At 37.1% G+C, this 24,786-nt stretch carries 25 protein-coding genes; 17 read left to right on the top strand and 8 right to left on the bottom strand.

The annotated features are described in order from the left end of the window. Positions 1 to 15 precede the first annotated feature (15 nt). The 5 genes from KD050_RS08455 to KD050_RS08435 all read right to left on the bottom strand — a co-directional run bounded on the left by KD050_RS08455 (position 16) and on the right by KD050_RS08435 (position 5,451). Positions 16 to 1,737, bottom strand: coding sequence for an ABC transporter ATP-binding protein (locus KD050_RS08455; RefSeq protein ID WP_235753950.1), 1,722 nt, complete (start codon positions 1,735 to 1,737; stop codon positions 16 to 18). Positions 1,738 to 1,871: 134 nt separating this feature from the next. After that, positions 1,872 to 2,153, bottom strand: coding sequence for a hypothetical protein (locus tag KD050_RS08450; protein WP_211895729.1), 282 nt, complete (start codon positions 2,151 to 2,153; stop codon positions 1,872 to 1,874). Positions 2,154 to 2,293: 140 nt separating this feature from the next. Further along, positions 2,294 to 3,466, bottom strand: coding sequence for a M20 metallopeptidase family protein (locus tag KD050_RS08445; RefSeq protein ID WP_235753983.1), 1,173 nt, complete (start codon positions 3,464 to 3,466; stop codon positions 2,294 to 2,296). A gap of 83 nt (positions 3,467 to 3,549) precedes the next feature. After that, positions 3,550 to 4,737, bottom strand: coding sequence for a hypothetical protein (locus KD050_RS08440; RefSeq protein ID WP_211895727.1), 1,188 nt, complete (start codon positions 4,735 to 4,737; stop codon positions 3,550 to 3,552). Between the two features lie 186 nt (positions 4,738 to 4,923). Further along, positions 4,924 to 5,451, bottom strand: coding sequence for a YceI family protein (locus tag KD050_RS08435; RefSeq protein WP_211895726.1), 528 nt, complete (start codon positions 5,449 to 5,451; stop codon positions 4,924 to 4,926). Positions 5,452 to 5,700: 249 nt separating this feature from the next. On the opposite strand from KD050_RS08435, the gene KD050_RS08430 reads away from it, so the two are divergent. From KD050_RS08430 to KD050_RS08395, 8 genes are all read left to right on the top strand, one after another. Beyond that, positions 5,701 to 6,006, top strand: a complete 306-nt coding sequence (locus tag KD050_RS08430) for a winged helix-turn-helix transcriptional regulator (RefSeq protein WP_093537533.1) — start codon at positions 5,701 to 5,703, stop codon at positions 6,004 to 6,006. A gap of 79 nt (positions 6,007 to 6,085) precedes the next feature. Continuing rightward, positions 6,086 to 7,003: a UDP-N-acetylmuramate dehydrogenase gene (gene murB, locus KD050_RS08425; protein WP_211895725.1), complete on the top strand. Its 918-nt coding sequence runs from the start codon at positions 6,086 to 6,088 to the stop codon at positions 7,001 to 7,003. Between the two features lie 420 nt (positions 7,004 to 7,423). Next, positions 7,424 to 9,781 carry a penicillin acylase family protein gene (locus KD050_RS08420; RefSeq protein WP_235753949.1) on the top strand — a complete coding sequence of 786 codons (2,358 nt, stop codon included), beginning with the start codon at positions 7,424 to 7,426 and terminating at the stop codon, positions 9,779 to 9,781. 240 nt (positions 9,782 to 10,021) lie between these two features. Then, positions 10,022 to 11,215 (top strand): YhgE/Pip domain-containing protein, encoded by a 1,194-nt coding sequence (locus tag KD050_RS08415; protein ID WP_211895723.1) that lies wholly within the window; start codon positions 10,022 to 10,024, stop codon positions 11,213 to 11,215. A 43-nt stretch (positions 11,216 to 11,258) separates the two neighbouring features. Continuing rightward, positions 11,259 to 11,798, top strand: a complete 540-nt coding sequence (locus KD050_RS08410; RefSeq protein WP_211895722.1) for a PadR family transcriptional regulator — start codon at positions 11,259 to 11,261, stop codon at positions 11,796 to 11,798. Positions 11,799 to 12,095: 297 nt separating this feature from the next. Beyond that, complete coding sequence (locus tag KD050_RS08405) at positions 12,096 to 12,470, top strand: ArsR/SmtB family transcription factor (protein ID WP_211895721.1); 375 nt, start codon at positions 12,096 to 12,098, stop codon at positions 12,468 to 12,470. Further along, a complete protein-coding gene (locus KD050_RS08400; RefSeq protein WP_211895720.1) occupies positions 12,454 to 14,550 on the top strand; it encodes a heavy metal translocating P-type ATPase in 2,097 nt (698 codons plus the stop codon). Before KD050_RS08405 ends, KD050_RS08400 begins: the two co-directional genes overlap by 17 nt. A gap of 20 nt (positions 14,551 to 14,570) precedes the next feature. After that, a complete protein-coding gene (locus KD050_RS08395) occupies positions 14,571 to 15,695 on the top strand; it encodes a GNAT family N-acetyltransferase (RefSeq protein ID WP_211895719.1) in 1,125 nt (374 codons plus the stop codon). A 154-nt stretch (positions 15,696 to 15,849) separates the two neighbouring features. Here the strand turns inward: KD050_RS08395 and KD050_RS08390 are convergent, their stop codons facing one another. Beyond that, a complete protein-coding gene (locus tag KD050_RS08390; RefSeq protein WP_211895718.1) occupies positions 15,850 to 16,005 on the bottom strand; it encodes a lmo0937 family membrane protein in 156 nt (51 codons plus the stop codon). Between the two features lie 116 nt (positions 16,006 to 16,121). Between KD050_RS08390 and KD050_RS08385 the strand changes: the two genes are divergently transcribed. The 8 genes from KD050_RS08385 to KD050_RS08350 all read left to right on the top strand — a co-directional run bounded on the left by KD050_RS08385 (position 16,122) and on the right by KD050_RS08350 (position 21,499). After that, positions 16,122 to 16,391, top strand: coding sequence for a late competence development ComFB family protein (locus KD050_RS08385; RefSeq protein ID WP_370627196.1), 270 nt, complete (start codon positions 16,122 to 16,124; stop codon positions 16,389 to 16,391). Positions 16,392 to 16,513: 122 nt separating this feature from the next. Continuing rightward, a complete protein-coding gene (gene mntR, locus KD050_RS08380; RefSeq protein ID WP_211895717.1) occupies positions 16,514 to 16,933 on the top strand; it encodes a transcriptional regulator MntR in 420 nt (139 codons plus the stop codon). Positions 16,934 to 16,997: 64 nt separating this feature from the next. Continuing rightward, positions 16,998 to 17,249, top strand: a complete 252-nt coding sequence (locus tag KD050_RS08375) for a nucleotidyl cyclase domain-containing protein (RefSeq protein WP_211895716.1) — start codon at positions 16,998 to 17,000, stop codon at positions 17,247 to 17,249. A gap of 58 nt (positions 17,250 to 17,307) precedes the next feature. Further along, entirely contained in the window at positions 17,308 to 18,168 is an 861-nt protein-coding gene (locus KD050_RS08370) for a CvfB family protein (protein ID WP_235753948.1), read from the top strand. Positions 18,169 to 18,258: 90 nt separating this feature from the next. Then, positions 18,259 to 19,173 carry a DUF1002 domain-containing protein gene (locus KD050_RS08365; RefSeq protein ID WP_211895714.1) on the top strand — a complete coding sequence of 305 codons (915 nt, stop codon included), beginning with the start codon at positions 18,259 to 18,261 and terminating at the stop codon, positions 19,171 to 19,173. Between the two features lie 249 nt (positions 19,174 to 19,422). Then, on the top strand, positions 19,423 to 20,391 hold the full coding sequence (locus tag KD050_RS08360) for a ring-cleaving dioxygenase (RefSeq protein WP_211895713.1): 969 nt from the start codon (positions 19,423 to 19,425) through the stop codon (positions 20,389 to 20,391). 33 nt (positions 20,392 to 20,424) lie between these two features. Continuing rightward, positions 20,425 to 20,706, top strand: coding sequence for a GNAT family N-acetyltransferase (locus tag KD050_RS08355; RefSeq protein ID WP_211895712.1), 282 nt, complete (start codon positions 20,425 to 20,427; stop codon positions 20,704 to 20,706). Positions 20,707 to 21,031: 325 nt separating this feature from the next. Then, positions 21,032 to 21,499: a DUF4064 domain-containing protein gene (locus tag KD050_RS08350; protein WP_211895711.1), complete on the top strand. Its 468-nt coding sequence runs from the start codon at positions 21,032 to 21,034 to the stop codon at positions 21,497 to 21,499. A gap of 17 nt (positions 21,500 to 21,516) precedes the next feature. Here the strand turns inward: KD050_RS08350 and KD050_RS08345 are convergent, their stop codons facing one another. Next, positions 21,517 to 22,008: a GNAT family N-acetyltransferase gene (locus KD050_RS08345; protein WP_211895710.1), complete on the bottom strand. Its 492-nt coding sequence runs from the start codon at positions 22,006 to 22,008 to the stop codon at positions 21,517 to 21,519. A gap of 909 nt (positions 22,009 to 22,917) precedes the next feature. On the opposite strand from KD050_RS08345, the gene KD050_RS08340 reads away from it, so the two are divergent. Beyond that, entirely contained in the window at positions 22,918 to 23,256 is a 339-nt protein-coding gene (locus tag KD050_RS08340) for a hypothetical protein (RefSeq protein WP_211895709.1), read from the top strand. Positions 23,257 to 23,488: 232 nt separating this feature from the next. Here the strand turns inward: KD050_RS08340 and KD050_RS08335 are convergent, their stop codons facing one another. Then, positions 23,489 to 24,616 carry an MFS transporter gene (locus KD050_RS08335; RefSeq protein WP_211895708.1) on the bottom strand — a complete coding sequence of 376 codons (1,128 nt, stop codon included), beginning with the start codon at positions 24,614 to 24,616 and terminating at the stop codon, positions 23,489 to 23,491. Positions 24,617 to 24,786 lie beyond the last annotated feature (170 nt).

Genomic DNA, 24,786 nt, shown 5'->3' with positions numbered 1-24,786 from the left:
GTTGTTACAGTCCGATTAAGATAAACCTTGTCCGTGAGTAAACTCTCGATACAGATTGTGTTGGGCAAGCAGCTCTTCATGTGTACCGCTACCTGTAATTTTTCCTTGTTCTAAAAAGAATATTTGGTTGGCGTGAATAATCGTTGCTAGTCTATGTGCAATGATTAAGGTGGTTCTACCTTTCATTAAACGTTCGAGCGCTTCTTGTACGGATGCTTCTGAACCACTATCTAAGTTAGAGGTTGCTTCGTCTAATAATAATATTTTGGGATCATGTAAGAGTGCACGTGCAATAGCTATCCGTTGACGTTGACCCCCTGATAGCTTGATGCCGCGTTCTCCAACAAGTGTGTCGTATTTGTCTGGCAGTTCCTCTATAAAATCTGTAGCATTCGCTGCCTCAGCAGCTTGGATTATTTTATCCATCGGAGGATCTTCCGTCATTCCATACGTCATATTCGATAAAATAGTACCGCTCATTAATGGACTTTCCTGAGAGACGTAGCCAATTTTAGAGCGCCAGGCATGTAAAGATAAATTGGTAATAGGTGATCCATTAAATAAAATGGTTCCAGAATCGGGGTCATAAAATCGTTCTAGCAAGGAGAAAATAGTTGTTTTTCCTCCACCACTTGGTCCGACAAAAGCAGTAACGGTTCCTGGATGAGCTGTTAAGGAAATTCCATCTATTACTTTCTTCTCGGGGCCATAAGAAAAATAGACATCATCAAATGTTATAACTCCATCTTTTAAAGGTTTTGGTGCTTCTAGTTCTACTGCCTCAGCATCCATATGGAATATTTCTTGGATACGCTCCGTTGCTCCAACTGCTTTTTGGAAAGAGGTGAAGAATGTTGCCATCTGTGCAAAAGGAACAATAATATTCACTAAGTAAAAGATGATCGCAACAAGATCTCCGGCAGATAAGATTCCTTTAGACACTTGTAAACCGCCATAGCCTAAAATAACGACTAAAATTGCCATCATGATGAGTGTCATAAAAGGGGAGATGAACGCTTGTATTTTCGCTTCTTTCAAGCCAAATCGATATAAATTTTGAATGGCTTCATTTCCACTAACAGTTTCCGTTTTCTCCGCACGGTAAGATTTGACTAACCGGATTTCAGATAGCACTCGTCCTAGAAGTCCTGAAAACGAAGCCATTTCTTTTTGGGTAGATTTTGATACTTTATGCATCATCGTGCCGAGTGGCATCATGATCGCTATGCTTAGCGGAACACTAATAAGCATGATTAATGTCATTTTCCAATCAATAAAAAATAAGATAATAACGGACCCAATAATTGTAATAATTCCAGATACGAAATTTACTAAATGATCCGTAATAAGTGATTTCAACGTCGTCGTATCCTGTGTAATACGACTCATCGTTTCGCCACTTTCATTTTGATCATAGTAGGGAACAGGAAGATGGAGTACTTTGCTCCATAGTTTTTTACGAAGATCCGCTACGATAAATTCACCGATATAAGATAATAAATAAAATGAAAATCCGCCGGATATCGCCTGTAAAAGGAATACGACGAGTAAAACGCCAATCATTTTCCAATTAAAAGCAGTAGTTGTTAGCGTATCAACTAAATCTTTTGTAACAAGAGGTACGATTAATCCAATAACAGTGCTTAAGAGAGATAGAACAATCGCTATAATTGTTATCTTTACTGGCCATTTAAGACTTTTAAGTAGTTGGAAAAATCCTTTGGTAGATGTTTTCATAGTAAACTCCATTTCGTTTAGTAGATTATTTCTATTGTAATCGATGGATTGGTAAAGTAGCGACTGAGAAGGATAGGGGTGAGGAATAATTCTTCGAAAAAACAATCGTGCGGAATAAAATCTGCACGATTGTTTTAAGTAGATATAGTTTTTGTCTCCGTTTGTACACTTTTTTGCAAATCTAAAACAAGTGGATCTGAGCTTCCTAGCAAGTTTTCTTGTTTTTGCTGAAGATCGATTCGCATTTTTTCCGTTTCTAGTAAAAAGTTATTATATTTGAGTTTTTCTAGTTCAATTTCATCTTTTACAATTATTAATTTCACTTTCTGCGACTTTCGTAGATGGGTTGTCCAAATTGCAGTAAGCGGTATAGAAAAAACCATAACCACGGCCACTAATCCTATAAAATTTTCCATAAATATCCCTCCAAGTCTTTTATATAAGTATATACGATTTTCTGTATAAATAGTTTCAAAGATCAGATAATAATCTACTCGCAAAAAAGGGCAGAGAAAACTACGAATCTGTTTTCTCTACCCGAATGCATTTTAAGACTTTATTTATTCAAATATGCCCAAGCGTACTGCGCGTATAGTTCAGCGCCAGTAGAAAGTGCATCCTCATCTATATTAAAGTTACCATGATGATGAGCCCACTCTGTATCCTTTTCAGGATTTCCGCTACCGACAAATGCAAAGCTACCAGGAGCTCTTGTTAAAAATGCAGAGAAGTCCTCTCCACCCATTGTCGGCTTCTCATTGTAAACTACTTCTGGTCCAAATGCAGCTGAAGCCACCTGTTGGACAAGTTTAGCACTTTCTTCATCATTATCTACAGCATCTGTGCCTCTTATATATTCTACTTCAGCAGTTGCTCCGTAAATTGCTGCTACACTTTCTGCATACTGGGTAATAGATTTTTCAATATGGTCTCGGGTAGCAGGCTGGAACGTACGGACAGTTCCCTCTATCTCTGCATTCTCCGCAATTACATTAAATCGTGTACCAACGACCATTTTACCAACTGTTAGAACAGCGGGGCTTTGTGGGTCAATAGTTCTTGAAATAACTGTTTGAACGTTCATAACGAAGGAAGAAGCAACAATAGCTGCATCGATACAAGCCTCTGGAATGGCACCGTGACCACCGCGGCCCTTGAATGTCACTTTGAAGATATCGGCTGCAGCGAAAGAAGGACCTGGGGTACAAGAAACCTTATTTGTCGGCATTTGAGACCAAATATGAATGCCGAAAACATTATCAACATTCTCCATAGCGCCTTGGTTAACCATAGCCTTTGCACCTTGCGCTATTTCTTCTGCTGGCTGGAATATGAAGCGTACATTACCGGGAAGCTGATCTTTTACCTCTGAAAGTGCCTTTGCTGCTATTAATAGCATAGATGTATGTGCATCATGACCACATGCATGCATTTTACCTTCTATTTTAGAGGCATAAGGGACGTGCTTGTTAAGCTGTTGAACAGCAAGGGCATCCATATCTCCTCGAAGAGCGACAGTTTTTCCTCCTGTTGCCCCTTTAATTTCTGCAATAACTCCGGTAGGTTCAGTTTTTCGATAAGAGATTCCTAGATTATCTAAATACTCGCATACAAACTGTGTTGTTTTGAATTCCTCAAATGATAGCTCAGGCTCGCTGTGCAATTTTCTACGTAATTGAGTTAGTTCTTCATTATTATTTTTGATTGATTCTTTTATTTTATTGTTAATCATGCTGTTCCCTCCGTTAATTGTAATGCCGTTCCATATATAATCATTGTTCAATATGTTCTTTGACTTTTTTCAAACACTCCTTATAAGAATCCTACGAAAATACCTGCTAGAATAACAGATACGATAGTTACACTAATGAATCCTCCTACAAGCATTGGAGGAAGCATGTGACTAGTTAAAACTTCTCTTTCTTCTTCATCCTCTGTCAAAGATTTAATAACTTCATTTGTAATGATGTAATCAGCGGGAAATCCGTAAAGTGCTGTTAAAGAAACTGCAAAGGCCATGTTTTTGCTAACTTTTAGGAGTTTTCCGATGATGAAGGAGAAGATGTACATCCCGATTACCCCTATAACAATTGTTCCTACAAGTGGATAAAGAAGTTCCATAATCATTGAGGGAGTAGCATTTTTCAGAGCATCGAAAACAAAGAGCATTAAAACTAAGATACAGATACCGAAGCTGTTTGCTTTTTGTAGGACATTTCTTTCTAAGAAACCAATACTTCCCGCGATAATACCAAATAACAAGCACAGTACAAAAGGACTGATTTCTATAATAGGATTTAAAAGAGTAGATACCCCATAAGCAAGGAAGCCGATGAAAGCTAGACGGAACAGCTTAAAATAATCCGTATTATATTTGGCTGGCAACTTGCTAAACATTTTAAGTTCTTCTTTTGATTTTCCTGCTTCACTGTTAGTTTGTCCTGCAATAGTAATCTCGCCAATACGGAACTTTTGAAGAAGGTCTTTTCCTTCTTTTTTTAGAACGATTGAAGTAAGTGGATACCCGGCGAATCCTTGCATAACGTAGATGACAATTGCGAAAACTGACAAAGTGGTAAGACCCGCATTCGCAGCACCTTCAGACATGATGAGAGCAGAAACGACACCTCCTACTAATGGAGGAATTGCAACAATGACAGTTTCAATTCCAAATAATACAGTTCCAATTGCGAATAATGCGACAATTATACCTAAAATTCCTGCTAATGAAATTAATATAGTTTTCCATTGTTCTTTTAATTGTTTAAGAGAAAGTAATGTACCCATATTTGTGATTAGAAGATAAATCATCATAGTTGCAACTACTGGTGGTACACCAGCTATCGAAACGATTTCCTTGGGGAAGAATGTCCAATAACCAATAATGAAAAGAACAGCAGCTACGAAGACAGATGGAATCCAAGCCTTAGTCCGTATGGAAACAAAGTCTCCAATAAATAAAATAGCAACGACAATAACCAAAGCGAGCATTTGCGACATAATATTCCGTCCTTTCAGAAAATAAGATAATTCATACAATAACACATTTTTTTATCAATATAAAGTATGTAATATATTTCTTAATATTCCGTTAATTTTAGGCGGTATTAAACTTGTGAACAGGTGGTTTCAATAGTACAAAACAAAAAAGCTATCCAAAAGGATAGCTTTTTGCATTTACAAGAATTATTGAGCAGGGTTTAATTCAAGTTCAACAGTGATTTTAATGTCTTCACCAACTAGAACGCCACCAGTTTCTAATGCTTGGTTCCAAGTTAAACCAAATTCTTTACGGTTTACTTTCGTATCTGCAGAGAAAGCTACTACTTCTTGACCCCATGGATTAGTACCTTTACCACCATATTGAACGTCAAATGTTACTGGTTTAGTAACGTCTTTAATCGTAAGGTCACCAGTTACGTCATATTCACCATCGTCTGTTTTCTTAATACTAGTTGCCACAAATTTGATGCTTGGGTAGGTTTCTGCATCAAAGAAATCTCCAGAACGTAAGTGGTTATCACGATCCTCGTTGTTTGAGTTGATTGATTTTACATCAATGTCAAAGCTAATTGTAGCACCGGTTAAATCTTCAGCATTACCATCTAAGTCTGCCGTAAAATTAGTGAATGATCCTTTTACTTTTGAAACCATCATGTGTTTTACTGAAAAGTCGATAGTAGAATGTGCAGCGTCAAGATTAAATTTTGTCATTGTTAATTTCCTCCTAAGAATTGTTTTTTTTAGTATAAAACAATATTGTTTTGAAATCAAGAGTTATTGTTTCGAAACAATATAATAAAACCATAATTTAAATTACCTGTTTTCTTTAAAAGGTAAACAAATAGTTACTTTATGTAACTAAATGTAGATTAATATCTTAGTTACGTCAAGTAATTAAATTACTTAATTTTACAAAGTGAGCAGAAAAGAATATAATAGGAAGTAATAGAGGTGAATCAGATGAAAGAAACGTTATTATGTCCACGTTTATCAAAGGCAATGGAGTTGCTGGGAAAAAGATGGACCGCGCTAATCGTGTATCAACTAATGGATGGAGCAAAAAGATTTAATGAAATTGAGTCGTCACTTCCTATAAGTGGCCGTTTGTTATCAGAGCGTTTAAAGGAACTTGAAAAAGAGGGAATAGTTGAAAGAACTGTCTTTTCCGAGGTACCTATACGGGTAGAATATAACTTGACGGAGAAAGGTCTTGCGCTAAAAGAAGTAGTTGGTGGAATCGAGACTTGGTCTAAAGAATGGTTATAGCATTTTCGCTTGATATATTATGAGTGAAAATGCATACTATGTAAGGGTAACAGGTTAAAGTAGAAAGGATTGTCTCTCTTTGAATAAACAAAAATGGTTTCAAAGCTTAAACGAAAAATTAAATCCGGAAAATATTAAAATAGATGAAGCATTGAATTTACACACAGTAACTAAAATGGGTGGAAAGGCAGATTTGTTTGTTACACCTTCCACACAGGACGAGGCAGCCTTTGTCGTTCAATATGCATATGAACATAATATACCGTTATTATTACTTGGAAACGGCTCAAATATGGTCGTTCGTGATGGTGGAGTACGAGGAATTGTACTGCGACTAGAAAATTTAAACAAAATTATAATTGATGGTAACAGTGTGATTGCCGAGAGTGGTGCTGATATAATTGATGTATCAAAGGCGGCAGCACAAAAATCCCTAACAGGCTTAGAATTTGCCTGTGGTATTCCCGGCTCAATTGGTGGAGCAATGGCGATGAATGCAGGAGCATATGGCGGAGAAATCCAAGATGTAATTGTACAATGTACAGTGCTAACTCCGGCAGGAGAAAAACTTGTTCTTTCCAAAGAGCAATTAGAGCTAGGATATCGAAAAAGTATTATTACGAAAAAAGGCTATTATGTATTATCGACTGAGTTTTTATTGGAAAAAGGAAGTCAAGAAGAGATCGATGCAAAAATTGCAGATCTTACTTTTCAACGAGAATCGAAACAACCATTAGAATACCCTTCTGCTGGTAGTGTATTCAAACGACCACCAGGATATTTTGCAGGAAAGCTCATTCAAGACAGTGGCTTGCAGGGTAAAGGCTTTGGTGGAGCAGAGGTATCCACGAAGCATGCCGGGTTTATCGTCAATAAAAATAATGCTACTGCAACTGATTATATTAGTACGATTGAAATGGTCAAAGAAACAGTAAAAGAAAACTTTGGCGTCGAGCTAGAGCTAGAAGTGAAAATTGTTGGAGAAAATATAGACTAATACAAGCCCTGACCCATGAATATAATTATTCATGGGTTTTTTTATTAAGAAATTATAAGGGTATTGTGTGGAAACGAGTGTTCATAGTACTTTAAAGAATAAAGCGATATTGCTGATTTCCTTTTCAGGCGGACGCTTTCCACGGGGGGAGAGAGGAACCTTCACCGCCATCCACTGCAATCAATGGTGTAAGTGTTTCTCAAGATTTAAATACAGCCATTTTATGAGTTAGTAAGTAGATTTATTATTAGAAGTTTTTACATCTTTTATTTCCAAAAATTAACTGTTAATAATAAGCTACAAATCTCCAAAGCACTTTGGAAACGATAGAAACAGCTTTTGTGCTATACGAGAATATTATTGGAAGGTGAATTTCTAATAATGTCGAATACTGTAAAGGAACAAAGGGGGGCAAGGTATATGAGAAAAGGGTGGAAGATAACTGCTTGGATAATAGGTACTATTGTTACTTTAGCAGTTATTGTCGTTATTGGGTTGAACATGTATTTGTCTAGCACGAAAGCAATTATTGAAGGGGAACTTGCGATGGAGGTATTGGACTCGGATGTAAAAGTAGTACGTGATGCAGACGGAGTTCCGCATATTACAGCTCAATCAGATGCTGATCTTTACCGAGCGCAAGGATTTGTGCAAGCACAAGATAGGCTTTTTCAAATGGATTTGGCTAGAAGGCAGGCTAGTGGGCGTTTGGCAGAGGTTGTTGGGGAATCTGCTGTAGATACAGATAAGTTTTTCTTAACCTTCAGCTTACGTGATGCTGCCGAGAAATCTTATGATGGATATAGTGAGGAAGCAAAAGAAGTATTAAAGTTCTATGCAGAAGGGGTCAATGATTTCATTGAATTTGCAAAAGAAGAAAATAAATTAAGCTATGAATTTAAATTATTAGGTTATGAACCAGAAGAGTGGACTCCAACTGACTCACTAGCGATTGGGAAGTACATGGCGTATGACTTAGGTGGAAACTGGTCGACACTTGCAATAAGACATTGGGCTTTAAACGAATTGGATGAAGAAAAAGCGAAGGAGCTTTTTATAACTTATCCCGATAATGCCCAATCAATTATAGAGGCGAATATAAGTAAACCAGTAAATGTAAGTGATTACTTTGATTCGTCGGTTCTACCGAACGAATTTAATGGTAGTAATAACTGGGTAGTGAGTGGGGAAAAGACAGCTAGTGGGCTTCCTTTACTTGCAGATGACCCACATTTAGGATTGAGTACACCATCTGTGTGGTATCAAATGCATTTAGAATCGCCAGAGCAAAATGTGAGCGGTGTTATATTTGCTGGAATACCCGGCATCATTCTGGGCCATAACGAAGAGGTTGCTTGGGGTGTGACCAATGTAGGACCGGATGTACAGGATCTTTATATTGAAACACCAAATCCAAATGACCGTACACAATTCTTATACGAAGGGGAATGGGAGCAGGCGGAAGTTCGTCCTTCCCCTATTAAAGTTAAAGGACAGGAGGATGTACCATTTGAAGTAGTAGTGACTAGACATGGTCCTATTATTTCGGATGTCTTATTCAAAGATGAGGAAGCATCTGCATTATTTTCCATGCAATGGACCGCGTTAGAACCTACGCTAGAATTACAAGCAATTATAAAAATGAATAAATCATCGAGCTGGGAAGAGTTTGAAATAGCTTTGGAGGACTTCCATGCACCAGCGCAAAACTTTGTGTTTGCTGCCAAAGATGGGACGATTGCATATAAAGCGAATGGGAAGATACCTCTAAGGAAGACGGGGGATGGTCAATTGCCCGTACCTGGAGACTCTGCCGACTACGATTGGGAAGGCTTTGTTCCTTATGACGAACTTCCAATAGTTGTGAACCCAGAGGAAGGCTTTATAGCAACTGCAAACAATGAGGTTGTGGATAATTCCTATCCATATCACATTACTAATTTTTGGGCTCAATCGTATCGATATGAGCGAATAGCAGAGGTACTTGAAAGTAAATCAGACCTCACTAAAGAAGATATGATGATTTTACAAATGGACCAAACGAATTTATACGCTAAAGAGTTTTTGACACAAATGCTTGAATCAGTTGAAAACCTTGATGCCGAGGGTAAATATAAAGAAATTCTTACTTTGCTGAAGCAGTGGGATCAAGTCGATGATAAAGATCAAGCAGCGCCACTCGTATTTCATAGGTGGATGAAGGAGCTACCTCAAACTTTGCTAGAGAAAGAAATGCCTGAAGATGTATATTCGATGCTACCTGGTAAAGGTAATATTTCGGATCAATTACTAAGAAAAGGCTACAATAACGAGCAAAGTGCTTGGCTAGAATCGTACGGTGGTGTAGACAAATGGGTATATGATTCATTTGTAGAAGCTACAGAAGAAATATCTGAGGAATTTGGTTCGAATGAAAAGAAATGGAAATGGGGAGATTACCACCAGCTAACCTTTGATCATCCACTAGGAGGGGCTTCTCCCATTTTAGCTTATCTGCTAAATCCAGACCCGGTACCAATTGGAGGATCCAATATTACCGTTCAAGCAGCTGGTTATGGAGAGGATGGAAAAGTGGATCACGGAGCGTCCTGGCGATTTGTTGCAGATTTGGCTAATTTAAATGAGACATATCATATTGTAGGGCCAGGACAAAGTGGTCACATGAAATCCGAATGGTATCATAGCCAAGTAGATGATTGGGCAAAAGGTAACTATCACACGACTGTAATAGATGGGAATATTAAAGAAGGATATGAATTACTACTGAAAGCAAACTAAATGAGGCAGCCGAAGATTAACTATCTTCGGCTGCCTCATTTAATGTGTCTAAAAAGTATCACTTCCCTCCACTTTTTAGACATATTTATATTACAAATAGATGAATTTAAAAATTTTATATTTGATTTTAAAAGTAAAATAGATTAATGTATCAATATGGTTTAATTAAAGTACTTTTATTAGAGTACTTTTGTGAGGGTGTTAAACTAAACCCGTTTAAGATGAGGAAGGAAGCAAAGAATGAAATTTGTAGAGTTTTTAAAAACTAAAGGTGCAATTGCATCGATTTTTATGGCAATATTTTATGCAGTTGCCATGTTAGGTATTTTCTTGCCAGGTTATACAGCTATACCAGGGAATATTGATCAATTACCGGTAGCCATTGTTAATGATGATGAAGGTGAATATGGTAAAATGATCGCAAAAAATCTAGGAGAGCAACTACCATTTGAAGAAATCCAAACAGATATAACAAATAAAGTAGCATTAAAAGAATTAGAAAAAAATGATATAGCTTTAGTTGTACATATCCCTAAAACATTCTCAGCGGATATGGAAAACGGAGAAATATCCTCAAGTATTGACTTTACGGTTAACGAGGCTGGAGCAACAGTTGTTTCTTCAACAATGACTTCGATTGTAACAGAAATTAATAACCAACTAAGTGCACAGTTTTCACAACAAACAGCACAAGGTGTGTTAATGAATTTTAACGTTCCCGAAGAACAAGCTGTTGAAATGGCGGATATGATTGAGAACTCCTATGTAGGAAATTTCATAACAATTAATGAAGTTCCAGATGGTATGCATAATAATATGCTACCGATGTTCTTAACGATGGCTGGTTATACAGGTGCAATGATCGGTGCAATGCAGTTAGTTGGATCATTTAAAGCGAGCCGTGGGAAAGCTAGTAAAACTCGGTTATTTATATATGTACAATTAACAGCATTATTAATTGGAGTTGTGTCTTCACTTGCTGCTGCTGGTGTTACATATTTAGTAAATGAGCCAAGTGGCGACATATTACTAAGTCTTCTAGCCCACCAAGTATTGAATTACATGGTAGCGTTTAATTTCACTGCAATTTTCATATTTCTAATAGGTGAAGGCGGTATGATTTTAAATCTACCGATTTTATTAATACAAACATTAGCGAATGGGGCCACTATCTCGCGTGACATGATGTACGCACCGTATGAATGGATGAGCTACATTTCACCAATGTATTATTCTGTACAAGCGTATTTTGCCAGTATGTATGGTAGCATAAGCCCAGCACCCTACATTTGGGGAATGATAGCTGTTGGTTTAGGGGCAATGTTGATTAATATGTTCATCGTGTGGATTTTCCACAAACCTTTACCAGTAACGGAATTAGAAGCAAACGTCAAAGTAGAAAATGAAAAGGTTAGTACTGAAGTAATAGCCTAGTTTTGTTACAATTGAAGTAAATCTCGCCAAAAGGGGCGTAATCATGGCAATCCAAATTTATATTTTGAGTAAACTGATGAAGGATAACAGTTATCCATATAAACTAAAAAAAGAGCTTTCAGAGCCAATTCCATTGGATAAGCTTGGGGGATTAACAGAAAGCAAACTGTATTATCATTTCGAAACGTTAGCTAAAAAAGGTTTAATCGAATCATTTGAAACTATTAAAGAAGAAAATAGACCAGATAAGCAAGTATTTGCTATTACTGCAAAAGGTCGTGAAGAATTACCGAAAAAAATTTATCAGTTGTTTGAAACTGCAGATACGATTAGTGAAATGCTCGTTGGCATCGCAAGTATTGAATATGTAGAACGTGATAAAGTAGTAGAAATACTAGAAAAGAAATTGGATAATTATATTGAACGTTGGGAACAGATTACAAATTATGATACGCACGTGCAAGTAGGTAACGATAAAGAAAAACTTTTGGAACTTATTGGTGGATATATGGAGACAAAAGTAGAACATGCAACTTTTTGGCTAAAAGAATTAATTAAACGTATTCAACAAAATGAAATTTAATTGCTCTAAGTACAATAAAGAGAAACGCTTATCGAACCGATAAGCGTTTTTCTTTTTTTAAAGATAAGAGAGTATATTAAAAAGTACCGTGAACACTGGACGCGTTCCACGGAGTTAGCGATGAACCACCGCCATCGCTCACGCGTTTATTGCTCATTTTTTAAAACATACAGGAACAAAAGCTATGAATAGAATCTAAAAAAACATTCAAATGCCCATTTGAATAAGTTGCATTTTAAATATTTTGAACATATACTAAAAATAACAATCAAACGAACATTTGAATGAGGTGAAAGTATGCAAGCGAAAGATATGTGTGAAGTAACAAAGGTACATGAAGATGTAGTAATTTCCGTGAAGAAGCAAATGCCAGAATTAGTGAAGGCTGCTCAAATTTTCAAAGCCCTAGCAGATGAAACAAGATTAAAAATAGCGTATGCCTTAACAATAGAGGAAGAGCTTTGCGTTTGTGATGTTGGAGAAATTATAGGTTCATCTACAGCGACAGCATCTCACCATTTACGATTTTTACGTGATTTATCTCTAGCCAAATCACAGCGCAAGGGAAAACTAGTCTATTATTCGTTAGCAGACCATCATGTGAATGCGTTAGTAAAACTCGCATATGAACATGCGATAGAAGAGGGTGAAGAGGATGGGGAAAGCAGTTAAGCAAGAATATCGGTTAGAAAATCTTTCATGTGCCAATTGTGCCATGAAATTTGAAAATAATATTAAAAATCTTCCTGAGGTAGAGGATGCCACGGTTAATTTTGGTGCATCTAAAGTATCCGTCATTGGAAAAGCAACGATAGAGGATATTGAAAAAGCTGGAGCATTCGATGGCATAAAGGTGACAACTGTCAAAAAACGTCAAATTGAAAAAGTTCCTTTTTTCAAAAGAAAAGAAAATGTCTTAACGGTTATTTCTTTTGTTTTTTTAGTAATAGGGATTATCGCATCATTTGCATTTGAGGAATCACACCCGCTCGCAATAGGATTATTTATCGTTTCTATATTAGTGGGAGGCTTTGATTTATTTAGAGGTGGGCTAGTTAATTTATCTCGTTTTTATTTCGATATGAAGACGCTTATGACGATTGCTATTATTGGAGCAGCGATTATTGGGGAATGGCGCGAGGGTGCTGTAGTAGTATTCTTATTCGCTGTCAGTGAGGCATTAGAAGCCTACTCGATGAATAAAGCGCGTCAGTCAATCAGTCAATTAATGGATATTGCACCACCGACTGCAACCATACGCAAAAATGGGAAGTTAGTAGAGGTTGATACAGATTTTATACAGATAAATGATGTGCTAATTGTAAAACCAGGACAAAAAATTGCGATGGATGGAGTTGTATTAAAAGGTACTTCTGCAGTGAATCAAGCATCAATTACCGGTGAGTCAGTGCCAGTCATGAAGTCGATAGATGATGAAGTTTTTGCTGGTACATTAAATGAAGAAGGGTCACTTGAAGTAAAAGTGACAAAGCGTGTGGAAGACACAACAATAGCAAAAATCATCCATCTTGTTGAAGAAGCACAGGCAGAAAAAGCACCATCTCAAAAGTTTGTAGATAAGTTTGCGAAGTATTATACACCTGCCATTATAGTCATTGCTATATTAGTGGCTATAGTTCCTCCGCTGTTCGGAGCAGATTGGCAAACATGGATTTACCAAGGACTTGCGGTTTTAGTAGTAGGCTGTCCATGTGCATTAGTAGTTTCCACTCCAGTTGCCATAGTGACAGCAATCGGAAATGCAGCAAAACAGGGCGTATTGATCAAAGGTGGTATCCACTTAGAGGAAATTGGTCGACTTCAAGCAATTGCATTTGACAAAACAGGCACGCTAACAAAAGGGTATCCAGAGGTCACACATGTAGAGGCTGAAGTTCCGAAAGAGTTTATTCAAAAAGTAATGTCTATCGAAACTTACTCTCAGCATCCTCTGGCGCAGTCTATTGTAAAATATGGTGCAAAAGAGCATATTCATCGTGTAGAAATCGAGCAATTCCATTCTGTCACTGGTAAAGGGACAGAGGGTGTAGTTGACGGAACAAAATGGTCAGTCGGAAGTGTTAGTTGGATTTCCTCTATAAGCAATGTTTCAACCGAAGTCATTACTAGAATTGAGCAGCTGCAAACGGAAGGGAATACTGTCATGCTTGCATCAGCAGATGGTGTATATCAAGGGTTTATAGCTGTAGCAGATCCAATACGCGCAACAAGTAAAAACGTACTTGAAAAGCTGAAAAAAGCAGGTATACAACATACTGTAATGCTAACAGGAGATGATAAACGCACTGCAAACGCCATCGCAGCGAAGCTTGGAATGACGGATATAGAGGCGGGGCTAATGCCAGAGCAAAAACTTTCTGCTATAAAAGCCTTAAAAGATAAGTACGGGACGGTTGCAATGGTTGGAGATGGTGTCAATGATTCTCCTGCATTAGCAGCAGCAACTGTTGGTATTGCAATGGGCGGAGCAGGAACAGACGCGGCACTTGAAACAGCAGACGTGGCTTTAATGGGCGATGACCTAGAAAAGTTGCCTTATACAATCCGATTAAGTCGAAAAGCATTGCATATTATTAAAGAAAATATTATGTTTGCTTTAGGATTAAAAGTAATTGCACTGCTCCTCATTATTCCTGGATGGTTAACTTTATGGATTGCTATCTTTGCAGATATGGGGGCTACATTATTAGTAGTGCTGAATTCTTTACGACTTATAAAGGTAAATAAATAGCACGTACGGAGGCAGGAAAAATGAAGCTTACGGAATGGACAATGGAAGAACAAGAGCAGCTAATCCACTTTATGACGACAAATAGTTGGCCCTATCATGGAAACTCACACCCAGCAAGGGAGCTAATAGAGAAAACGATTGAAGAGGGTGGATATCAATCGGATGAAGTGAAAACCTTTTGGATTGAAAACGAAGCAAATGAAAAAGTTGGGTTCGTTAAAATTTATGATTTACAAGATGAGATTCCCCTTTTTGACTTGCGTATTGCTGATCATGCTAGGGGTAGCGGCTATGGACCAAATGCATTAAAGCTTGTAGCAGAATATGTATTCCAACTGCCAGAAGCAAAAATTCGTTTAGAAGGTCATACACGACAAGATAATTTCGCGATGCGAAAAACGTTTGAGCGAGCTGGATTTGTAAAGGAAGCTCAACTACGACAAGCTTGGTTTTCACCTAAAGAGGATTCCTACTATGATGCAGTAACATATGGTCTGACGAGAGAGGATTTCTTAAAAGGGACTGCCACTCCGGTGAAATGGGATGAAGATTTTCATAAACCTTTACCTGTTAAAGAAGAGCTTTCTTTTCCTGAGGAATTTTACACGGAGCGTTTGTTGATACGTGCACCTAAAGTGGAAGACGCCGAGGAAATTTGGAAGGCGGTAATCAATTCGGATTCAGCATTAAAAGAATGGATGCCATGGGCGCAAAAAAAACAGTCATTGGAGCAGATAACTACTAATATGCGCCAAGCGGTTGCGGATTTTATAACCCGAAAGGATTTACGACTTCAGTTATATTTAAGAGACACAGATGAGTTTGTAGGTGCTTCTGGATTACATCGAATAGATTGGGATGTTCGTAAATTTGAAATTGGCTATTGGATCGATAGCAAGTTTGAAGGAAAAGGTTTAATGACAGAAGCCTGTGAACGTATTACCCAATTTGCATTTGAGGAATTACATGCCAATCGAGTAGAAATTCGTTGTGATAGTGAAAATGTCCGAAGCCGCTCTGTTGCAGAAAGGTCTGGATATACATTGGAAGGCATACTGCAAAAAGATTCTTTATCTGCGGATGGGAAAAAGCTGAGGGATACATGCATATACGCCAAAGTTAGGCAATCGCAAGAGTCCATCTAAGAAATATTGTTTAAAAAGTTTCGATAAAAACGGAGCAATATTGACAATGTAAGAGTAGATAGTTTAATTTAACTCAATCTTCTAATCTTTTAGGTGCTAGTTATAAGTAAATTAAAGATAGAAAAAGGTGTTGCCAGTTCGGCAACACCTTTCTTTACACTGATCTTTTTCCAGTGATTAATTGAACAACAAAAATAATACCTGCAATAATTAATAGTGCGTGAATAAGTCCTCCGCCAATCTTCAATACTAAACCAAGTAACCAAAGTACGATTAATACGACGATTATTCCCCATAAAATTTTACCCATAGTATATTCATCCTCTCTTTATTTTATTTATTAGTCATGTTGATATTAAAATTTTACCCTTTTGGGTATAGTATTAAACATGCTTCCATTTTCTATGCATGAAAGGAGTGTAGTCATTGCTTACGAATGTGATGCAAGAAATAGTTCATAGTCTTGTCAGTGTATTGATGAGAGGTCCGGAATACCAAACCTTCTGCAAATGTGAACAATGCGAGCGAGATATTATCGCATTGAGTTTAAATACATTACCGGCGCATTACGTTACAACAGAAAAAGGAAGAAACGCCGTTTTCGAACGCTTAAATACAAAAGAAAACTTAGAATGGATCAATAAAAGAATTATCCACTCCATTTACGTTGTGGGAAAATACCCGCATCGCCACTAGAACCTTGTCTGTATTTGATAAGGTTTTTCATATGTATCGAGATATAGGAAAAAATATCTATAATTGTGATAGGGTCTTCATTGTAGTAAAATATATAGAGTAGAGATGAAAGGAAGATATATATGCCAACACCAAGCATGGAAGACCATATCGAACAAATTTATTTGTTAATCGAGCAGAAAGGGTATGCTCGTGTGTCTGATATTGCAGAAGCATTGTCTGTATTACCATCTTCCGTAACAAAAATGGTTCAAAAATTAGATAAAGATGGCTTCTTAATATATGAAAAGTATCGAGGACTAACTCTTACCGCAAAAGGGATGAAACTTGGCAAGAGATTGGTGAAAAGACATGAACTTTTAGAAAATTTCTTACGGATCATTGGTGTGAAGGAAGAGAATATTTACAATGATGTAGAAGGAATCGAACATCATTTAAGTTGGAACTCCATCGACCGTATTGCAGATTTAGTATTATTTTTAGAAGAGAATCCAGCATTACAGTCAAAGCTTTTGGAATTACAAGACAGGGATAGTGAGTAATTTTCATTAGAATTATTGAGATAACAAATACAACATACATACAACCTTTGAGAAGGATATGGGGTTGAGTTTTGAAAGTAAAGGATTTATTACGCGCTTTTGTATTCATGAATTTATAACTATGGTTTATGATTCAGATGAATCGGTTATAGGGGAAGTAGCACATAATGTTCTTGTGAAAGTTCATGAAATAAGGGACAGTTATACCTGTGATGAAATTTGGATAACATTGTCGGTAAGTCAGGGTGGAGCAATATTACAAAAGTTAGAGGATAGTGAAGCGTCATTATTTATCCGAGCTGATAATGCTCTATAAAATCAAAAATAACAGGTAAAGATCAGTACCATAAATGGTCAGAAGGAGAGCGGTAATTTTGATAGGAACAGCATCAGGAGAAATAGTAAAGTTACAAGTGAAAGAACAAGACGGATCGAAATGGGTTTTAACATATGATGGAATGGACATTCCGTTAAATGCATCTGAGGCTCCAGAGGACTTAGAGGTTGGTGGCACAATTGAAGCATTCTTGTTTGTGGACAGACGAGGGAATCTATCTGCCACAACGCAGCTTCCATCTATTCAAAAAGGCACATACGGTTGGGCTCGTGTTATTAAAGTAGCTGATAGAGAAGGTGTATTTGTCGATATCGGTACGTCCAAGGAAGTTCAGGTTAAAGAGGACGATCTACCGAAAATTAAAGAATTATGGCCGGCTGTTGGTGATCATTTATATATGACTCTTCGTACAGATAAAGATGGTGAGTTATTCGGACGTTTAGCTACCGAGGATAGAGTAGAGGAGTTATATATAGACGCTCCAACGACATTATTCAATCAGAATCTTCAAGCGCGTGCGTATCGTTTGCTACCTGTAGGTACTTTTTTGTTAAGCGTTCCAGAAAACTATCGTATTTTTGTGCATGAGTCAGAACGACTAAATGAACCAAGACTAGGGGAAGATTTGACTGTTCGAATTATTGATGTGAAAGAGGATGGATCATTGAATGGTTCACTACTACCACGTAGACATGAACGTTTAGAGGACGATGCAGAATCTATATTCCGTTATTTAAATGATGTCGGCGGTAAAATGCCATTTACAGATAAGTCATCTCCAGATGAAATTCAAGAAATGTTCAGCATGAGTAAAGCGGCGTTCAAACGTGCCCTAGGCAAACTGATGAAAGATAAAAAAATTGTTCAAGAAGATGGTTGGACACAATTGAAAATGTAATTCATATGGAGTAAAAGGAATCGATTAGTCGGAACTTTTTACTCCTGTTTTCGTATTATTGAAGGAATAGAAGGGAAAGGGGTTAATAGAATGAAGAAATTATTTTTGCCATTCATTACAGCTATGTTATTAATTGGTATGGTCATCGCACCTACTTCTTCAATGGCAGATTCAGATGGCTCCACTGAAGAAGTTGTAAACGAAAAATTTGGTGCACCTATTGTAGTATATGGTGGAAACCTAACTGCTGAACAAAAAGATAGCGTAAAGAAAAGCTTGAAAATAACGGATAAATCAGATGTTCAAGAAATAGAAGTAACTGGTCAGGATCTAGCAACTTATTTACAGGACGGAGACGCATCTGCAAGAATGTTCTCTTCTGCTAAAATTACAAGAAAAGATGCTGGAAAAGGTCTGGTCATAAGCATTGTTACGCCAGATGATATTACCGAAGTAACATCTGAAATGTATGCAAATGCTATGCTTACTGCTGGAATTACGGATGCAGTAGTAGAAATTGCTGCACCCAAGCCTGTGACTGGCCATTCGGCTCTAGTAGGAATATACAAAGCTTATGAGGTTACAGGTGAAAAACTAGACCCTGAGCGTACTGATGTAGCAAATGACGAACTATCTATTGCTACTAGTTTAGCAAAAGATGCGGGTATTGATGAAGCAAAAGTAAGTGAATTACTAACGGAAATCAAAAAGCAAATTGCTGAACAAAATCCAGTTTCCCGTGAAGAAGTGGAGAAAATTGTTTCCGAGCAATTAACCAATCTAAACATTGAGCTTTCAGAAAAAGATCGCCAGCTATTAATCGATTTAATGGACCGCATTCGTCAATTAGATATCGACTTCAGCAAATGGTCAGATGAACTGAATGATTTAAGTAAAACAATTGAAGATAAAATTGCTGCAATTGTCGACAATGAAGGATTTTGGGAAGGTGTTAAAAACTTCTTTAAAGATCTAATTGATTCGATTCGCTCTATCTTCAACTGATATGTAGCCCTCCCGTCTATTATTGGACAGGAGGGTTTTGTTTGATGTAGTAAAGTAATGGGGATATGCTTGTTCCCGCATAGAATATATTCTATGTATATAGAGTTGTTGTCCTCTTGAATAGCGAGAGGGGCTCTAGTATAAAATCTATTCCCCTTATTCACTTTATTTGCAAAAGGTCCAACCCTTTGTTAATATAACAAATAATATATCTTGAATTCAAAGTAATTAGCAAAAGGAGGAAAACAAATGAAATTGGCAGGAATCCACCACGTCTCAGCAATTACCGCTGACGCTGATAAAAATCACGACTTCTACACAAGAATTTTAGGAATGCGATTAGTGAAAAAAAGTGTAAATCAGGATAATCCGTCCTCCTATCATTTATTTTACGCAGATGCGGTAGGCTCACCAGGAACGGATATGACATACTTTGACATACCACAAGCAGGAAGAACATATCCAGGAGTATCAAGTATCAGTAATACAGGTTTCCGTGTAAAAAGTGAGGAAGCACTGCAATTTTGGAAAAGTAGATTTGAGAAGCTAGGTATATCACATGATTCCATTACAGAACGATTTGGTCGTAGTACACTTTACTTTGAAGATTTTGAAGGGGCACGGCATATGCTAGTTGTCGACGATGGGACTGGAATTCCCTATGGTGAAGCATGGGTTAAGGAGGAGATTTCAGCTGATAATGCAATTGTTGGCCTAGGTCCAATAAAGCTAACTGTCCGAAAACCAGCGGCTACAAAAAAAGTATTAATAGAAATACTTGGATTTGAGTTAGCAGGTTCTTACCCATCCGACATCAATGAAATGCCACATATCCAGGTTTATACGACTGGAAAAGGCGGTCCAGCTGGCGAAGTTCATGTAGAGACACGTACAGATTTACCAATGGAGCGACCTGGACGCGGAAGTGTACATCATGTAGCATTTCGAATTCCCACTATGGAGGATTATCCAAAATGGGAGGAGCGTTTACGCGAAAATGGCTTTACGACGTCTGGATTAGTGGACCGTTACTATTTCAAGGCAATCTATTTCAGAGAACCGAATGGTATTTTATTTGAACTGTCTACGGATGAGCCAGGATTCGATACAGATGAACCAATGGAGACCTTGGGAGAAAGGTTAGCACTACCACCTTTTCTAGAAACAAGAAGAGAAGAAATTGAAGCAAAGTTGCGTCCGTTGTCAATCAATAAATAAATATGCTAAAATTCAGAAAAGGAGTGGTTAAAGATGGAATTTCAATTCAAAGAATTAGGAAACGATGTTTATGCTTATCAATATATACAAGGCGGAGAAAGACTAGGGGAAATTACATGGACGTTACTTGGGGATGTAATGGTGATGGATCACACATATGTTTCTGATAAATTGAGAGGCCAGGGAGTTGCTAAGAAATTATTAGATAGCGCTGCTTCTTATGCGAGAGAGCAGGAGCTAAAGATGGAGCCAGTTTGCTCGTATGTAGTGGCAGCCTTCTCAAAATCTGACGAATATGATGATGTAAAAGCATAAAACAAAAAGGCAATCCGCTTCTTTTTAGAAAAGGATTGCCTTTTTATAATAATCTTATTAAATTTGTGTAAAAAATACTAAAATTCCTGTTAATGCCGATGCACCTGCCAACGTATAAAGGAAATCTGATTGGCTAAAAATTAATTTTTTTTCCATGAAACTCATCCTCTCTATTTTCGTTAATAGTTTATTAATACCCTTGTCCTTGGATTTTTAAACAGGTTTAAACTATATTATGAAGGGGACATTAAAATTATACGAAACTTTTTCAAGTATTTATCGTAGAATTAAAAGGAACACATAAAAAATGAGGGGACTGAATTCTATGTCACGTACAGGAGAAATAGTATTAGGTGTCATTAGTGCAATTATGACATTACTTAGCATCATTTTAGTAACAATTTTAGTGATAAGTGGAAGCAACGTATTGAAAGATGAAGCTTTCACAACCGAATTCCAGAACGTCATTGCCGAGGAACCAACCATGACGGAAGCGGATTTGCAAATTATAGACGATAATATGGACTTAGTTATTGATGCGTTCAATATATTTGGCTGGGTATTTGTCATCATTCTTGTAATTAGCTTGATCTTGAATATTATCGGAATAGTTTCTATTTCAAAAAATAAAAACCCTAAGTTAGCAGGAATTATGTTCATCATAGCAGGTCTATTTGCTGGCATACTATCGCCAACATCTCTTCTATTGTATATCGCGGCAATCATGTGCTTTGTCCGTAAACCACCAGTTCAACTCCAAGAGGAATTCTATACAACAGAGAAGACACTTTAATTCACAAAAACACCGACCTAATAGGCCGGTGTTTTCAATAGATATACATATTTAGCTGTAGTTAAAGGATGTCCTTCAAAATATTCATCGAATTCTTCTAAACACTCAAAGCCGAAATTTTCATAAAAATGACGAGCGCTATCATTTTCGCTTTCAACGTAAACAAATAGTTGTCGACCAGCTGGCATTTCATTTAGCCCGGCTAATAATAGCTTTTTTCCATATCCAATGTGTTTGTACTCCGGTAATACATAAATTGCAGTTAGTTCTGCATCACCATCTTCGTCCACATATGTAAAATTGGCAAAACCAATAGGCTTACCTTCATACTCAGCAACTAAGAAAATAGTCTTTTCTATTCTTTTAACTAGCATCATAGGGGAATAAGCCTTTTCTAAAAAAAGCGATTGTATGTCAATAGGTATAATATTTTTATATGTATCGTTCCAACTGACCTTTGCGATCTGTTGAATCATCGAAATATCATCTAACGTAGTCGCCCTAATCATTTGAAATCACCTCTGAATTCTTTTTGTAATCATAACAAAAATAACTATAATCTTCTACAAATATATAGAATTAAAATCAATTAGAAATCAAAATGTAATATAAAATGGAAAAACTATTCTTTTACAGAACAACAAAGTATAAATTTTCGCTGCCATAATTGTAGTGTTGCCGATATTTTGAAGATTAAAATCTAGTCAATAAACACTGCTGATTTTCGTTTCAGGCGGACGCATTCCGCGGGGTGAGCGATGAGCCGTCACCGAGCTACGCTTCGTTGTGACGTCTCATCTGTCTCACTCATCCCGCCGGAGTCGCCACCTTCCACTACAATCAACTAAGGGAGCAGTACTCAACGATAAGATTTGCGTAGCATATCGCCAAGATAAAGAATTAATTTAATATAATGTAAGGAAAAATCATCCTGAAATCATCGAAGGGATGCTATTATCCTTTATAAATTCTGCTGAAATTTTCATATAGTAGTGGAGTTATAAAGAAATAGTGAGTAGCTATCCAATAGAGAAGGAGAGTAGCGACCGAAATTGTATCTTCGGGCGCTTACTCTATGTGTAGGAAAGAATTTCTTCCCTTCTTCCCATAAATATGTTAAATCTGTTTTGAGTTTTTGTAAGAGGGCTACGGAGAGACTAACCGTATAAGATTACTGAAAAAAGAGAGGCTTCTCATGACGTTAGTCATGAGAAGCCTCTGTGAAAAATAAACCGGTCATATTATTGCAACAGATCTGTCCAAAGCCCACTGAAAACGATAGAAACAGATTTTGACCTAAAGGTTATTTTCACTTTTTTTAATACTTAAATCTCTCTCAAAATTAGTTTGTTTAATAGGTGTGAACTTATTTAAAGTAGGGTATATAAACTATATATATAAAATTGGAGGTAATTATGATGGCAAAAAACAAATCACTTTTATTGGCAGGATTAGCAGCAGGAGCTTATGCATATTTTAGTAAAAAAGAGAATCGTGATAAAGCAATAGTAGCATTTAATAATACAAAATCTAAAGTGAATGCTTACATAGACTCACAGAAGCATCAAAAATCTGATTTAACTTCAGCGGGGCATCCAGATCCTCATGATATACCAGATAATAAAATGGTGGATGAAGGGGCTATGACAAGTGTTCAGTACTATAATGAAGAGGTACAGGACAAGTCTAAGAAGTCTTCTAAGGATACTGCAGATGCAGAAAAGAAACCTAATCTTAATGAGCAAATAACATTATAATGCATAATAAAAACAGGAATGGGCAAATTGCCACATTCCTGTTTTTTAAAGACATTATATGAAAATGTCCGGTGAACACTGGTTTCTTGGGTTGATTGGAGTGCAGGGCGGCGACTCCAGTGGGAACAGCAAATGTTTTCTGCACCGAAAGCGTCCGCCCGGAGCGGAAATTAACGGCATATCTATGTTTCTGTTCTTAAAGGACCAGGCGTCTTTTGCCCGGTTTTTCTTATTATTTCCTCCAGGCAAGTGCCAAGATAGACACGATGATCAATATAACTCCTGTCATCGTAAATCCGCCCGTGGCATCTAGTTCAAGAAAACCAGTAATACTTGATCCCACAACGACACCAATAGAGAAGAATGCGTAGAAATAACCGTATGCCTTACCACGGTATGACTGTTCGCTGGAATCGATTAAAAGTGAGTTAATAGAAGGAAATAGAAACGCAAACCCAATTCCATATAACCCCATGCAGATGTAAAGAAAGTTCAGGGATTCATTATGTCCAAGTAATAGCATACTGATTCCCATGATGCACATCCCAAAAGCAAGCGTGTAGACAGGCTTCACTCGATCAAATATTCGATTGATTGGTAGAATAAATACTAAAATTGCCACAAAACCAAACGTACTTAAAAGTAACCCACTTGTTTTAGTGTCAAATCCAAGATGTAATACCTTTAAAGGCAGCATATATGCTAAAACCCCTTGCGAAAACATTAAGAAAAAAGCACCTGCAAATGATTTAACTATTCCATTCTGTTGAAAAATAGAACGAACTGAATGAGGAGAGGAAGCCTCCTTATCCCTTCTTTCAATAGCTATTTTTCTTAAAAAAACTAATGACAATATACTTAATACAAGCATAATGGAACCTGTCATCCCTAAAACAAATACCTCACTTTTTTTACTAGCGAGAATTCCACTTGTAGCTGGTCCTATGATTGCAGCTAGTCCAACAAATGCACCAGAAAGGGCAACTCCCTTACCACGTTTATCCTTTGAAGTTTTATTGGCTGAATAGGTAAACGCTGCTGGTACTATTAGTCCGGCAACTAAACCATGTAAAAATCGTATAACTAATAACCCAATAGGATCTCCGGCAAATTGGTAAAGGAATAATGAAAAGCTCGTTGCAAACAAACCGATGATTAATATATAAAATGGTCCTTTTCTATCGGTTAAAAATCCAGAAACAATATTACCAATTGTATTCGAAAGAGAGTACATTCCTACAACTAAACCGGTTATAAAGGGGGTAGCACCAAGTGATTCTGCAAAGGGACTCATTATTGGTAGCTGGGAAAATAAGTCGAAAAACGAGAAAAAAATAATAATATATACGAAAAAGCGCATTGTTGCTCCTCATTTCTATAATGAACATTACTTATAGTTTAGCATTTATTTGTAGTAAAACGGTATAGTCTTGCAGAACAACTATATCGAATATCTACTGAAGAAATGGAGATGTATGATTTAGGTATTTGGAAGGGTGCACTGTTTCCTTTACTGTTGCCTTAGCGAAT

Source organism: Psychrobacillus sp. INOP01 (genome assembly GCF_018140925.1).
Classification (GTDB): Bacteria; Bacillota; Bacilli; order Bacillales_A; family Planococcaceae; genus Psychrobacillus.
The sequence above is the reverse complement of the archived record's forward strand: the minus strand, read 5'-3'. Positions and strand labels throughout refer to the sequence as shown.